Below are 12,997 nucleotides of genomic sequence, written 5' to 3'. Positions count from 1 at the left end.
TTCATCCTGAGCCAGGATCAAACTCTCCAATAAAGTTAGTTTGTCTAGCATCATAAAATAAAAATTGACGTTTCACGTTGTTTGTTTCGTTCAGTTTTCAAAGAACTACTTGGTCGCTCATTTGCGACTTCCTTATGTTAACATCTTCGTTTTTCGATGTCAACTAAGTTTTTCAATTTCTTTTTTGTCGTTTTCTGCGTTTCCGCATCAGCGACGGTTATTAATATATCATGCAGAAAAATGAAATGCAACACCTTTTATAAACTTTTTTTAAATTAACTACATTTCTTTTTTAATATCATATACTTAAACGAAATATCTCTTTCATTTCTAAGAGATTCCTACATATATTCTATATAAAGTCACTCTATCCAAAAACGTTTCTTTCTATAATAAACGTTTTATTTATATACGATACCATACAAGGAGGAATATATATGGACTATACCGATTTATTAATCAAACTAGGTCTCTCGGCTATTTTAGGGTTCGCCATCGGTTTAGAGCGCGAATTAAAACGTAAACCACTTGGTTTAAAAACGTGTTTAGTTATTTCTATCATTAGTTGCCTCCTGACCATTGTTTCTATTAAAGCAGCTTATAATTTACCACATACTGATCATATGAATATGGACCCACTTCGACTTGCCGCTCAAATTGTATCAGGGATTGGCTTTTTAGGTGCCGGTGTTATTTTACGTAGAGGAAACGATAGTATTGCCGGATTAACAACTGCTGCTATGATTTGGGGCGCATCTGGTATTGGTATTGCTGTTGGAGCTGGATTCTATATCGAAGCGATTTTCGGAATGTGTTTCCTTATGATTAGCGTTGAACTTATACCATTAACAATGAAATTTGTAGGGCCTAGATCATTTCGCCAACGTGATATCGCAGTAAAACTTGTTGTGCGAAATATGGACAATATCCCGGTTGTAATTGAAGAAATAAAAGAAATGGATATAAAAGTGAAGAATATGAAGCTTAAAACATTGGAGAATGGCTCGCACTATTTGCACCTTAAATTATGTATCGATCAAAAAAGACATACTGCTGATGTTTACTATGCTCTCCAGCATCTTGAAAGTGTTCAACAAACTGAAGTGGAAAGTATATAACGTAAAACAAACTCTCTTTTAAATTAGAGAGTTTTTCTTTTTTCTATAATGGCAACAATGAATGTAGTCCTGCAAAGTAAGGAGGAATAGGCAATTGAAATCCCGTCCGAATTTAGTAGATACATTTCGTGATTCCATTATTTTTCGTTTAATTTGCTTTATTGTTATACTTACTGCTTTTTCCGGCTTTCTTATACATAGATTAGAACCATCACACTTTACCACATGGTTTGATGGAATTTGGTGGTCAATCGTTACAATTTTCACTGTTGGCTATGGTGACTTTGCCCCTCATACACTAATCGGGAAACTTATCGGTATGAGTATTATTTTATTAGGAACTGGATTTTGCTCTTATTATATGGTGCTGTTTGCTACTGAAATGATTAATAAACAATATATGAAAATTAAAGGAGAAGAAGCTGCGACTTCTAACGGTCATATGATTATTGTCGGCTGGAATGAACGAGCAAAACATGTTGTAAAACAAATGCACGTACTACAACCAAACCTTGATATCGTTTTAATTGATGAAACACTTTCTTTACTGCCAAAACCATTTCATCATTTAGAATTTATAAAGGGGTGCCCCCATCACGACCAAACGTTATTAAAAGCTAATATTACAACGGCACACACCATATTAATAACAGCCGATAAAGAAAAAAATGAAAGCTTAGCGGATACACAGTCCATTTTAAATATTTTAACTGCAAAAGGGCTCAACCCAAACATTCACTGCATCGCTGAACTTCTTACTTCTGAACAAATACAAAATGCAACGAGAGCTGGCGTGTCAGAAATTATAGAAGGAAATAAATTAACGAGCTATGTATTTACCGCTTCTCTTTTATTCCCTTCCATTTCAGGTGTACTATTTTCACTTTACGACGAAATCTCTGATAATAAATTACAACTGATGGAGCTTCCCATGTCCTGCACCGGACAAACTTTTGCGAATTGTAGCTATACTCTTTTAAAGCAAAACATTCTCTTACTAGGTATAAAGCGCGACGAACAATATATGATTAATCCAGTTCATTCCTTTGTTCTCATTGAAAGCGACGTACTCATTGTTATTCACCATTAGTAAAATGACGTTCTAATTCTTGCATGAGCACTTTCCCAATATTGATATATTTTCTTTTCACATCTCCATCTGGATCTTTCGGCTCAGCAAATTGATCCATTCCACTCGTTCCAGCTGTTAAAGTATTTACATGATCATCTAGTTCGTCTTGATATACGTGCGAAAGAATATACGGCGTTCCAAGACGAACTATTACGCCTGGTACATCTAGTTCTCCATCAATGGCTGTAAATGGCACTCGTAAAAATTGATAGCCGTCTTCTTCATCGATTTTATAATCAAAGCATCCTTTATCATAATCCCAGTTGCCACCAATGCTATATCCAAGCGGCTTCATTATTTCTTCTAACTTATATAACGCATATGTACGTCCTTCTAAATTTGATTGAATCGGAATCAAGCCCATCCCTCCTAGACTTTTTCTTTAGCATACCCACTCTAGTTTGAATATACTGATGGACTTTTCGATGAAATAATAAAAAGCGGCCGGATTCCGGCCGCTTTTTATTATTTTAAACGCTCTTCTAATTCTGCTTTTAATTCTTCAAATCCTGGTTTACCAAGTAAAGCAAACATGTTTTTCTTGTATGCTTCTACCCCTGGTTGGTCAAATGGATTTACGCCTAATAAGTAGCCGCTCATCGCACATGCTTTTTCGAAGAAGTATACAAGGTAACCGAATGTGTACTCATTTAATTCAGGAATATTTACGATTAAGTTTGGTACTCCGCCATCGCTATGTGCAAGTAATGTACCTTCGTATGCTTTCGTGTTTACGAAGTCTACAGTTTCACCAGCAAGGTAGTTTAATCCATCTAAATCGTTTTCTTCTGATTCGATTGTTAGTTCATGTGTAGATTTACCTACTTTTAGAACTGTTTCAAATAAATCACGACGACCTTCTTGAACGTATTGACCTAATGAGTGTAAGTCAGTTGAGAAGTTTGCTGAAGATGGGAAAATACCTTTTTGATCTTTTCCTTCACTTTCACCAAATAACTGTTTCCACCACTCAGCGAAGTATTGAAGTGCTGGCTCATAGTTAACAAGCATTTCAATTGTTTTTCCTTTATTGTATAGAGCGTTACGAACTACTGCGTATTGGTAAGCTGGGTTTTCTTCTAGTTCTGATGTACCGAAGTCCTCACGACCAGCAGCTGCACCTTTCATCATCTCTTCAATATTCAAGCCACTCACTGCGATTGGCAATAAACCAACTGGCGTTAATACAGAGAAACGTCCTCCAACATCATCTGGAATAACGAACGTTTCGTAACCTTCATTATCAGCTAATGTTTTTAATGCACCACGCGCTTTATCTGTAGTTGCATAAATACGTTTGCGAGCTTCTTCTTTTCCATACTTTTCTTCTAATAACTTACGGAAAATACGGAATGCTAGTGCTGGCTCTGTTGTTGTACCTGATTTGGAAATAACGTTAATAGAGAAGTCTTTGCCTTCTAGTACATCCATTAAATCTTTCATGTAAGTGGAGCTAATGTTTTGTCCAACAAATAGCACTTGTGGAGTTTTACGTTGTTCTTTAGAAAGTGTGTTGTAGAAAGAATGGTTTAACATTTCAATTGCTGCACGTGCTCCTAGGTAAGAACCACCGATACCTACAACAAGTAAAATGTCAGAGTCATTTTTAATTTTTTCTGCGCATTTTTGAATGCGAGCAAACTCTTCTTTGTCATATTGAAGCGGAAGGTCTACCCACCCAAGGAAATCGTTCCCAGCTCCAGTTTTTTCATGGATTGCGTGATGTGTTACTTTCACCGCATCACGTAAATAAGTGATTTCATGTTCACCGATGAAGGATAACGCTTTAGAATAGTCGAACGTTACATGTGTACTCATCTTTTTCCCTCCAATTATGGATATGTATTTCTGTATTCACTTTAGCGAAACTGAAGTTGTAAATCAAGCGATTCACCCCTTGTAAACGTAACCAATATATATTTTTTAAAAAAAGTTCATTTTTTGCATAAAAATTCGCATTTTTCGGTATAGATGTATATACATCCTATTTCGAACATTTTTTATGTATAAAAACAACATAACTACCCCATTCTATAAAAGAGTTAATTAACTCATCGCTTGCTCATGCTTCACAATTAAGGGGGGCTTTTTCATGAGTACTTTGCAACGTATCGCATTAGTCTTTACTGTAATTGGCGCTGTGAACTGGGGATTAATTGGGTTCTTCCAGTTTGACTTAGTGGCAGCCATTTTCGGTGGACAAAATTCAGCTCTTGCACGTATTATTTACGGCATCGTCGGTATTTCTGGGCTTATCAACCTTGGTTTACTCTTTAAACCATCAGAAAATCTTGGCACTCACCCAGAAACAAACGAAATTCGCTAGTCAGTATGTCCTTACTTCACCTCCGACATACGAATATGATTGCATGCAATCATATTTGCAAATATATATCATAAGAAAAAGTAAAAGAGGAACGCTCATATGCGTTCCTCTTTTACTTTGTTAACTCGGACTCTTCAATCCATTCTGTTAGCTTTTCTCGCAGCGTATTAAATCCGTTCTCAGATGGATTCGGTATAAGAATCCGTCCTTGTTTTCTTTTCGCCGCTTTTAACGATAAACTCATTTTTCTGTGTTCTTCATCAATTGAAAGTACTTTTACTTCTACTGTATCGCCGACTTTTAAAAAGTCATGAATATCCTTTACATATCCATTTGTAATTTCAGATATATGCACAAGTCCTTGTGTTTCAGCATCTAACGCTACAAATGCACCGTAATCTTGAATCCCAGTCACTTTCCCTGTTACAACCACTCCTGTTGTATATTGTTCTGACATATGAAACACTCCCATACGTTTACCATTTTCTCTACAATTGTAGATAGCAAAGCAGATGATTTATTGTTAAATATCCGATTAGTTAGTACGTACCGTAAGTAAAGCTACTCAGGATACGTATACCTTATATTAGTAAATTATACCACTATGACAGAACGCATTCAAAATTCATGAAAAAATTTCCTTAATTAAGTATAATTCTCCAATATTAGGATAGAATACTAACACATGGCTTTCTAGTATTCCCCCCCTTTTATGGACAAAACGTATTGTGTTTTGTCCTTTTTTTATTCTCTACGAACCGTTCCATTCTCTTCATTGCTTCCATAAGTTGTTCAAGCGATGTTGCATATGAACAACGAATAAATCCTTCACCACTTTCCCCAAATACACTTCCAGGTACAACAGCCACTTTTTCTTCTAATAATAACTGTTCTGCAAATTCCGCCGAAGAGAGTCCAGTTGAAGAGATTGAAGGAAAGACATAAAATGCTCCGCCCGGTACATGACACGTTAATCCCATTTCATTGAAAGATGTCGTCATAAAATTACGGCGTTTCTTATAACTATCCCTCATCCGAATTACTTCATCATTCCCCGCACGTAACGCTTCAAGTGCTGCGAACTGAGACATCGTCGGTGCACACATCATGGAATATTGGTGAATTTTGAGCATTAATTCTGAAAAATGAACAGGAGCTGCAATCATACCAAGACGCCATCCTGTCATCGCAAATCCTTTTGAAAATCCTGAAATTAAAATCGTATGCTCGCGCATATTTTTAATACTCGCGAAACTTGTATATACTTCGTCGTATACAAGCTCTGCATAAATTTCATCAGATAATACAATTAAATTGTACTTCTCAACAATCACTGCTATTTCTTCAAGCTCGGACTTATTCAACATTGCACCTGTTGGGTTATTTGGTGAACAAAGTAAAATTGCCTTTGTGTTCGGGGTAATAGCTGCTTCAATTTGTTCTGGCTGCACTTTAAACTCATTTTCTAAAGTAGTCGCCACAGGAACTGGAACCCCTCCAGCTAAAGTTACGAGCGGTGCATAAGAAACAAAGCTTGGTTCAATAATAAGTACCTCATCATCAGGATTTATAATGGCGCGCATCGCTACATCTAACGCCTGACTCGCTCCAACTGTAACAATGATTTCATCGTTTGGATCATATGATACTGCAAATTGTTTTTTTAGATACTTTGCTATTTCTTGACGGAGCTCCAATAATCCTGCATTTGCTGTATATGACGTATATCCTTGTTCTAAAGAACGAATACATGCTTGCCTCACGTTCCAAGGTGTAACAAAGTCAGGCTCCCCTACCCCAAGAGATATAACACCTTTCATATTAGCTGCTAAATCGAAAAACTTTCGAATACCAGATGGTTGTAATGATTCTGCCGCTCTAGATAGTTCAAATTGCTTCATGGTGTCACCACAATTCGCTTATCATCATCGTTTTTTTCATAAATAATTCCCTCATGTTTATATTTCTTCAAAATGAAATGCGTTGTCGTAGAAACGACAGATTCAATTGTTGCTAATTTCTCAGAAACAAACATCGCTACTTCTCCCATTGTCTTTCCTTCTAACGTAATAGAAAGATCATATGTCCCTGACATTAAATACACAGATTTCACTTCTGAATAACGATAAATTTGCTCAGCAACCGCATCGAACCCAACGCCGTGCTTTGGCGTAACTTTCACATCAATCATCGCCGTTAAACCTGTATGTTCTTTCACCTTCGTCCAATCGATATGTGTGACATAATCCACAATAATCTTTTCCGCTTCTAATTTTTCAACCATTTTCTTTACTTCTTCTACTTCTATATTTAACAGCTTCGCTAATGTATCTACAGATAATCGACTACTTTTTTCAAGACAAGCTAATAATTCTAATTCTTTTTCTGTCACCATATAAATCATCCTTCCTTTTCGTTTGTGTCTAAATTATACAAATAGCCTTTCCAGTTTGAAAAGAAGATTTTTTTAGTGAATTATGTCAAAATAAAGTGAAACTTTAATCAGCGGAATGCTTCACCCCGCTGATTATCAGCCCACACCAATCGGGCTTTTACGAGCAGTTGATCTCCCACCTCACTTCTTTGCCTCAACCGTCTTTTTAGGTGGGAGTCTTACTGCTCGTTAAAGCGGGGTAAAGTGAAACTTTAATCAGCAGAAAAATGCGTGATAAAGCGAAAGGGGATGGAATCGTGAAACCAAAAGTTTATATTGCTGAACCAGTTCCAACATTTGTAGAAAACTATTTATCAGAACACTGTGATTATGAAAAATGGGAGCAAAATGAGAAGGTACCTCGTGATGTTCTACTAGAGAAAATACAAGATAAAGATGGTTTATTAAATTTCGGATCTGCTATTAATGAAGAATTATTGGAGGCGGCTCCTAACTTAAAAGTAGTAAGCAACATTTCTGTCGGTTACGATAATTTTGATTTACAAGCGATGGCAAAGCACAATGTCATCGGAACAAATACACCATACGTACTAGATGATACAGTAGCTGACCTCGTTTTTGCTCTTATGTTATCTGCTGGTCGTCGTGTTTGTGAACTCGACTCCTACGTAAAAAACGGTGAATGGAATGCTGAAATTGGAAAAGAGCACTTTGGGCTAGATGTACACCATAGTACAATCGGCATTATCGGTATGGGCCGAATTGGTGAAGCTGTTGCAAAACGAGCGAAATTCGGATTTGATATGGATGTTCTTTATTATAACCGTCGCCGAAAAGAAGAAGCTGAACAAAAATTCGATGCTACATATTGTGATTTACAGACGCTTCTAAAGCAGTCTGACTTTATCGTTCTTCTTACTCCATTAACAGATGAAACGTACCATCTTATCGGAGAAAAGGAATTTTCATTCATGAAAGAAACAGCTATCTTCATTAATGCTTCTCGCGGGAAAACAGTAGATGAAGAAGCGTTAATCGATGCGTTAACAGAAAAGAAAATCTTTGCAGCAGGCATCGATACTTTTACACAAGAGCCAATTCAAAAAGATAATCCGCTCTTATCCTTACAAAATGTTGTGACCTTACCACATATCGGATCTGCAACATTAAAAACTAGGCAACAAATGGCTATGACCGCCGCTGAAAATTTAGTTGCAGCGTTACAAGGAAAAACACCGCCTAATATTGTTCGCGGGTAATACTGAATGTACGAAAGGCAAGATGACATCGTCATCTTGCCTTTTTTTGTTAACATATTTTTTTCTGCCTTGGAAATGATATGAACAAAAATCAATGGAGTGACAAAAAATGAATCACGAATCTACTTGTCCTTATTTCACTTTTTCCACTCGCGGCACTACTGTTCATTACGAATTGTATGAACATGAAAATAAAACAGAACGTCCTACTTTCGTACTCGTTCACGGCTTTTTATCTTCCTCATTCAGCTACCGCCGTCTTATTCCTTTATTATCGAAAGAAGGAACAGTCATTGCTCTTGATTTACCACCGTTCGGGAAGAGTGATAAGTCTCATCTATTTAAGTATTCTTATCATAATTTAGCAACGATTATAATCGATTTAATTGAACACTTATCTCTCTCAAACATTGTGTTAGTTGGACATTCTATGGGCGGCCAAATTTCACTTTACGTAAACCGTATACGTCCTGAATTAATTTCAAAGACAATTTTACTATGTAGCTCTAGCTATTTAGCACGCGCAACTTTACCTTTACTGTACTCTTCTTATTTACCGTTCTTTCATTTATACGTAAAGAATTGGATTATACGGCGCGGCATTGTTCATAACTTAATGAATGTCGTTCATGATCATTCATTAATTGACGATGAAATGAAGGCAGGTTACTCTGCTCCTTTTTATGACAACCGTATATTCCCCGCTTTAACTCGTATGATACGAGATCGTGAAGGTGACTTATCTTCAACTGAATTACAAAAAATCGAAACACCTACTCTACTCATTTGGGGTGAAAAAGATCGGGTCGTCCCTGTACATGTAGGTCATCGTCTGCACAAAGATTTACCGAATTCGAAATTTATTTCTTACGAAAATACAGGGCATTTACTACCTGAAGAAAAACCGGAACATGTTTATGAAGAAATTATCGCTTTTTCTGCGCAATAATATCAAAGAGGCTGTCGGAAATTCCGACAGCCTACAATGAACAACTTCCGCCTTCTTTTATTACAAGTAATTCCACAGCTAATTTCTCACATTTTTCAAGCGCAGGTACTTCCTCAAAAGACATAAAGTATATATGTTGAATCTTCTTTGCGATGTATTTTGAATCATCAAACACACTTGCGACGTTCACAACATCGCTCGCTTCTGTTTCATAAAACTCCGGTCCCATTTGAAACGGATCCCAATTCTTCACAACCTCTATCATCTTTTCATATGTACCCATTCGCTTCCCGCCTTTTCACTTTTTAATACTTTTCTTTATCCTATCACATCAGCTATTCTATAAGAAGAGAGAGAACTTTCATAACTTAACGGTTTTACAGAAGAAGGGGGCAAACTTATGCAACTATTTCATAAAACAGTCAATCGACGTGGAACTCATAGTATAAAATGGGATACATATAAAAACGAAGAACTTATCCACGCCTGGATTGCTGATATGGATTTTGAAGTACCACAACCAATTCAAACTGCTTTAAAGAAACGTATCGAGCATCCTATTTTCGGCTATACACTTCCTCCCGAAAATATGGGCGATATTATTTGTAACTGGACAAAGAAACAGTATAACTGGGATATTCAAAAAGAATGGATTGTCTTTAGCGCGGGAATCGTTCCAGCTCTTAGTACGAGCATACAGGCCTTCACAAAAGAAAATGAATCCGTTCTCGTACAACCACCTATTTATCCCCCATTTTTCGAAATGGTCACAACAAACAATAGACAATTATGCGTAAGTCCATTACAGAAACAAAATGATACATATGCGATAGATTTTGAGCATTTAGAACAGCAATTTCAACAAGGTGTCAAACTTATGCTTCTTTGTAGTCCTCACAATCCAATTGGGCGTGTTTGGTCAAAAGAGGAACTCACACAGCTTGGCGCGTTATGTACAAAATATAATGTAATCGTTGTCGCAGATGAAATTCATTCCGATATTATTTATGCAGATCATACACATACACCGTTCGCTTCTTTATCCGAAGAATTGGCAGCGCGCACGATTACTTGTATGGCTCCAAGTAAAACATTTAATATCGCTGGATTACAAGCATCGATTATTATCATTCCAAATGAAAAACTCCGTCAAGCCTTTACATCTATTCAATATAGACAAGGCTTCCACGGATTAAATATATTTGCCTATACAGCGATGCAAAGTGCCTATACAGAATGTAACGATTGGCTAAATGAAATTCGATTATATATAGAAGATAACGCTAAGTTCGCTTGTGAATATATGAAAGATCACATACCTACTCTTTCCGTAACGAAGCCAGAAGGTAGCTTTTTATTATGGATTGATTGCTCTCGCCTAAAGCTTTCTCAAAACGAGCGTACCAAATTACTTGAGGAAAAAGGGAAAATCATCGTTGAACCTGGCGAGAAATACGGACTAGGCGGCGAAGAACATATTCGAATTAACATCGGCTGTCCAAGGTCTGTTTTAGAAGAAATTTTAAATAGGCTGCGCCATACGTTTTCATCATAAGAAAGGAGGCTGTTTGGGACAGCCTCCTTTGTCAACTTCTGTCGGTAAGTCGATATATTTTAAAAATCACCGATATATTTCGAGTTACGGTCGATATATTCCAATAATCGCCGATATATTTTAAGTTACAGTCGATATATTCCAATAATCGCTGATATATTTTCACTTACACTACACAAAAAAGCTACCGCGCACGGTAGCTTTTACTTTTTCTTCATATCCGACGCTTTTTTTACAATAACACCACAAGCAATTCGATCACCTGATTTACCTGTCGGTTGTGTCATACCATCATCAGCATTTTCTGTAATAATAATAGACGCTCCATCTTTTCTATGAATCGTCGTTTTCCCTTCTTCAAGCGTTATGTGTGGCGCATCGATTTCTGCTTTAATCTTTCCAGAACCATCTGCAATTACGTTCGGTAAATCACCGTTTTCTGCACCCTTCGGATTGAGTAGTCCATGCTTTTTATCATCTGGATTAAAATGATTTCCAGCTGATTCAAAACGAGGTGCTTTACACTCTCCAATTTCGTGTACATGTATACCGTGTGGGCCAGGTGTGAACCCTTCCCCTTTAATCTTAATTTTTACTCCGCTTGTTTGCTGCACTACTTTCGCAGTCCCCACTTCATCACCTGAAGCATTATGTAATTTCACGTCAATTTCTTTCGGCTTTCCTTGGTCACAACCTGCCATCAGAAATAGTAAACAACAACTGAAAAAAAGCCGTTTTTTCATTTTATTCCCTCCAAAATACATTCTGCCCTTAGATTGTCCGAGCATAGAGGGAAACATACAAAAATGAGTTACTGTTTCTTTTCAGCTAACAGCTTTTCTTCAACTTTCTGTAATCGATCTGCTTCTCGTTTTGATACACGAATGAACATACGCCACGTGGCAACCGCACCGATAATAAATAGAACACAAACAATCCCCGGAATAATATATTCTGTTTTATCTTCTGGAAAATATAATGGCATCATATAGATCACTCCTTATTATAGGATTTGCAAAACATCAGAATTTTCTGTTATATTATCTTAAATTATAGTGGAACCTATCCACATTCTCAAGGGGGCATTCCGAAAGCGAATGATTTCTTTGACTCCTTCTCCTACTTTCCTTACTATAAACTTGAGGTGAAAAATATGAGAGAAACATTTGAAATTGGCGAAATCGTTACCGGTATTTATAAAACAGGAAAATACATTGGCGAGGTTACAAATAGCCGCCCTGGCAGTTACGTCGTAAAAGTATTAGCTGTTTTAAAACATCCGGTGCAAGGTGACTTACATAACGTAAAACAAGCTGACGTACCATTTTTCCACGAAAGACGTGCTTTAGCTTTTCGTGAACAGACGAACATTCCAGAGCAAATGGTGAAGAAATATGAAGGAGAAATTCCAGATTACACAGATTCACTCAAATTAGCATTAGAAACTCAAATGAATTCATTTTCTGAAGATGATTCACCTTTTGCAGTTCGTAGTCTAGAAACATTAGAACAATTAAAAAAAGACTATAAACTTTAAAAAACAAAACGACCAAATTACATACTGTGCAATTTGGTCGTTACTGTGTACTCACTTTCTTTAACACTTTTGAAAAATCAACGAGTTCCCCTAATGTTGGAGGTGCTGGTTTCACTAAATACTCTTTATCTTTTTCTACTAACTTAAAAATATTATACGTCGTCATCGCATCATCTAGCGCACAATGATGCTTACCCGTCCCTACTTTTCCATACGCCTCAATTGCTTTCCACAGTCCTGTTTGATTTCTCTCACCAAAAAACTTCTTATACTCAAGTGATAAATCACGACACTGTCCTTGGAAAGGAAAATCTACTCCCGCTTTTTCACAATTATGCTTCAACACTTTCATATCCATATTTCCCCACGTAACAATGGTCGGTTTACATCTCTTTTCATATTCTGCAAGTTTTTCAACGAGTTCTGGAAACGAAATTCCTTTATCTACGACTTCTTGTTTAATCCCTAAAAACTTCTTACATCGATCCGTTAAAGATGGAAAAGTTTTCGGCCTAACATGAGCTGAATACGTATCTTCTACCTTACAGCCAACAACCGAAACGAGTCCTACCTCAATAATCTCCGGGAAAAATCCTTTTGGTTTTTTTCTGTGCTGGGGCATCGTAAACTCAAAATCCAAAAATAAAAATTGTTGTTCATTCATACGATCCCTTCCTTATCATCTTTGTCATTCCTTTCTATTTGACACTCCTACACGAACAAGCT

The 12,997-nt window shown here is 36.8% G+C and carries 16 protein-coding genes; 7 read left to right on the top strand and 9 right to left on the bottom strand.

Going from position 1 to position 12,997, the window contains the following annotated elements:
- Nucleotides 1-437: 437 nt before the first annotated feature.
- The gene (locus ACTFNE_RS21475; protein WP_046198668.1) at nucleotides 438-1,118 is read left to right on the top strand and encodes an MgtC/SapB family protein; all 681 of its coding nucleotides are present in this window, start codon (nucleotides 438-440) and stop codon (nucleotides 1,116-1,118) included.
- 94 nt (nucleotides 1,119-1,212) lie between these two features.
- Nucleotides 1,213-2,208 (top strand): potassium channel family protein, encoded by a 996-nt coding sequence (locus ACTFNE_RS21470; protein ID WP_000842329.1) that lies wholly within the window; start codon nucleotides 1,213-1,215, stop codon nucleotides 2,206-2,208.
- Here ACTFNE_RS21470 and ACTFNE_RS21465 read toward each other — a convergent pair.
- Together ACTFNE_RS21465 and ACTFNE_RS21460 are read right to left on the bottom strand one after the other, a co-directional pair.
- Nucleotides 2,195-2,608, bottom strand: a complete 414-nt coding sequence (locus ACTFNE_RS21465) for a YugN-like family protein (RefSeq protein WP_000612332.1) — start codon at nucleotides 2,606-2,608, stop codon at nucleotides 2,195-2,197. The two genes, ACTFNE_RS21470 and ACTFNE_RS21465, sit on opposite strands and share 14 nt — an antisense overlap.
- A gap of 107 nt (nucleotides 2,609-2,715) precedes the next feature.
- Nucleotides 2,716-4,068, bottom strand: a complete 1,353-nt coding sequence (locus ACTFNE_RS21460) for a glucose-6-phosphate isomerase (RefSeq protein ID WP_000103661.1) — start codon at nucleotides 4,066-4,068, stop codon at nucleotides 2,716-2,718.
- Between the two features lie 274 nt (nucleotides 4,069-4,342).
- On the opposite strand from ACTFNE_RS21460, the gene ACTFNE_RS21455 reads away from it, so the two are divergent.
- Nucleotides 4,343-4,576 (top strand): DUF378 domain-containing protein, encoded by a 234-nt coding sequence (locus tag ACTFNE_RS21455; RefSeq protein WP_000105788.1) that lies wholly within the window; start codon nucleotides 4,343-4,345, stop codon nucleotides 4,574-4,576.
- A gap of 112 nt (nucleotides 4,577-4,688) precedes the next feature.
- On the opposite strand, the gene yugI is transcribed toward ACTFNE_RS21455, so the two are convergent.
- The 3 genes from yugI to ACTFNE_RS21440 form a co-directional block, all read right to left on the bottom strand.
- On the bottom strand, nucleotides 4,689-5,033 hold the full coding sequence (gene yugI / locus ACTFNE_RS21450; RefSeq protein ID WP_000003765.1) for a S1 domain-containing post-transcriptional regulator GSP13: 345 nt from the start codon (nucleotides 5,031-5,033) through the stop codon (nucleotides 4,689-4,691).
- 253 nt (nucleotides 5,034-5,286) lie between these two features.
- Nucleotides 5,287-6,477: an aminotransferase gene (locus tag ACTFNE_RS21445; RefSeq protein ID WP_046198670.1), complete on the bottom strand. Its 1,191-nt coding sequence runs from the start codon at nucleotides 6,475-6,477 to the stop codon at nucleotides 5,287-5,289.
- Nucleotides 6,474-6,971: an Lrp/AsnC family transcriptional regulator gene (locus ACTFNE_RS21440; protein ID WP_000255699.1), complete on the bottom strand. Its 498-nt coding sequence runs from the start codon at nucleotides 6,969-6,971 to the stop codon at nucleotides 6,474-6,476. The genes ACTFNE_RS21445 and ACTFNE_RS21440 overlap by 4 nt, the downstream gene beginning before the upstream one ends.
- A gap of 266 nt (nucleotides 6,972-7,237) precedes the next feature.
- Here ACTFNE_RS21440 and ACTFNE_RS21435 point away from each other — a divergent pair, with 266 nt between their 5' ends.
- Both ACTFNE_RS21435 and ACTFNE_RS21430 read left to right on the top strand, forming a co-directional pair.
- Entirely contained in the window at nucleotides 7,238-8,230 is a 993-nt protein-coding gene (locus ACTFNE_RS21435) for a 2-hydroxyacid dehydrogenase (RefSeq protein ID WP_270706276.1), read from the top strand.
- A gap of 109 nt (nucleotides 8,231-8,339) precedes the next feature.
- On the top strand, nucleotides 8,340-9,179 hold the full coding sequence (locus ACTFNE_RS21430) for an alpha/beta fold hydrolase (RefSeq protein WP_001015187.1): 840 nt from the start codon (nucleotides 8,340-8,342) through the stop codon (nucleotides 9,177-9,179).
- A gap of 31 nt (nucleotides 9,180-9,210) precedes the next feature.
- Here the strand turns inward: ACTFNE_RS21430 and ACTFNE_RS21425 are convergent, their stop codons facing one another.
- Nucleotides 9,211-9,462, bottom strand: coding sequence for a YugE family protein (locus ACTFNE_RS21425; RefSeq protein WP_000537636.1), 252 nt, complete (start codon nucleotides 9,460-9,462; stop codon nucleotides 9,211-9,213).
- A gap of 117 nt (nucleotides 9,463-9,579) precedes the next feature.
- On the opposite strand from ACTFNE_RS21425, the gene ACTFNE_RS21420 reads away from it, so the two are divergent.
- Entirely contained in the window at nucleotides 9,580-10,734 is a 1,155-nt protein-coding gene (locus ACTFNE_RS21420) for a MalY/PatB family protein (RefSeq protein WP_046198673.1), read from the top strand.
- A gap of 203 nt (nucleotides 10,735-10,937) precedes the next feature.
- On the opposite strand, the gene sodC is transcribed toward ACTFNE_RS21420, so the two are convergent.
- Nucleotides 10,938-11,477: a superoxide dismutase [Cu-Zn] gene (gene sodC / locus ACTFNE_RS21415; RefSeq protein WP_070807073.1), complete on the bottom strand. Its 540-nt coding sequence runs from the start codon at nucleotides 11,475-11,477 to the stop codon at nucleotides 10,938-10,940.
- A gap of 68 nt (nucleotides 11,478-11,545) precedes the next feature.
- A complete protein-coding gene (locus ACTFNE_RS21410; RefSeq protein WP_000982762.1) occupies nucleotides 11,546-11,722 on the bottom strand; it encodes a hypothetical protein in 177 nt (58 codons plus the stop codon).
- A gap of 165 nt (nucleotides 11,723-11,887) precedes the next feature.
- On the opposite strand from ACTFNE_RS21410, the gene ACTFNE_RS21405 reads away from it, so the two are divergent.
- Nucleotides 11,888-12,271 (top strand): kinase-associated lipoprotein B, encoded by a 384-nt coding sequence (locus ACTFNE_RS21405; RefSeq protein ID WP_001209341.1) that lies wholly within the window; start codon nucleotides 11,888-11,890, stop codon nucleotides 12,269-12,271.
- A 40-nt stretch (nucleotides 12,272-12,311) separates the two neighbouring features.
- Here ACTFNE_RS21405 and kapD read toward each other — a convergent pair whose 3' ends face one another.
- On the bottom strand, nucleotides 12,312-12,935 hold the full coding sequence (kapD, locus tag ACTFNE_RS21400) for a 3'-5' exonuclease KapD (RefSeq protein WP_001005369.1): 624 nt from the start codon (nucleotides 12,933-12,935) through the stop codon (nucleotides 12,312-12,314).
- Between the last annotated feature and the right edge of the window lie 62 nt (nucleotides 12,936-12,997).

Source organism: Bacillus cereus group sp. MYBKT111-2, assembly GCF_051915205.1.
Lineage (GTDB): Bacteria > Bacillota > Bacilli > Bacillales > Bacillaceae_G > Bacillus_A > Bacillus_A paranthracis.
The sequence above is the reverse complement of the archived record's forward strand: the minus strand, read 5'-3'. Positions and strand labels throughout refer to the sequence as shown.

Coding starts and splice junctions, on each gene's coding strand:
- ACTFNE_RS21425 (WP_000537636.1), bottom strand. CDS start 9,462: ATGGGTACATATGAAAAGATGATAGAGGTTGTGAAGAATTGGGATCCG.
- ACTFNE_RS21445 (WP_046198670.1), bottom strand. CDS start 6,477: ATGAAGCAATTTGAACTATCTAGAGCGGCAGAATCATTACAACCATCT.
- sodC (WP_070807073.1), bottom strand. CDS start 11,477: ATGAAAAAACGGCTTTTTTTCAGTTGTTGTTTACTATTTCTGATGGCA.
- ACTFNE_RS21440 (WP_000255699.1), bottom strand. CDS start 6,971: ATGGTGACAGAAAAAGAATTAGAATTATTAGCTTGTCTTGAAAAAAGT.
- ACTFNE_RS21460 (WP_000103661.1), bottom strand. CDS start 4,068: ATGAGTACACATGTAACGTTCGACTATTCTAAAGCGTTATCCTTCATC.
- ACTFNE_RS21405 (WP_001209341.1), top strand. CDS start 11,888: ATGAGAGAAACATTTGAAATTGGCGAAATCGTTACCGGTATTTATAAA.
- yugI (WP_000003765.1), bottom strand. CDS start 5,033: ATGTCAGAACAATATACAACAGGAGTGGTTGTAACAGGGAAAGTGACT.
- ACTFNE_RS21430 (WP_001015187.1), top strand. CDS start 8,340: ATGAATCACGAATCTACTTGTCCTTATTTCACTTTTTCCACTCGCGGC.
- ACTFNE_RS21435 (WP_270706276.1), top strand. CDS start 7,238: ATGCGTGATAAAGCGAAAGGGGATGGAATCGTGAAACCAAAAGTTTAT.
- ACTFNE_RS21420 (WP_046198673.1), top strand. CDS start 9,580: ATGCAACTATTTCATAAAACAGTCAATCGACGTGGAACTCATAGTATA.
- ACTFNE_RS21475 (WP_046198668.1), top strand. CDS start 438: ATGGACTATACCGATTTATTAATCAAACTAGGTCTCTCGGCTATTTTA.
- kapD (WP_001005369.1), bottom strand. CDS start 12,935: ATGAATGAACAACAATTTTTATTTTTGGATTTTGAGTTTACGATGCCC.
- ACTFNE_RS21455 (WP_000105788.1), top strand. CDS start 4,343: ATGAGTACTTTGCAACGTATCGCATTAGTCTTTACTGTAATTGGCGCT.
- ACTFNE_RS21410 (WP_000982762.1), bottom strand. CDS start 11,722: ATGATGCCATTATATTTTCCAGAAGATAAAACAGAATATATTATTCCG.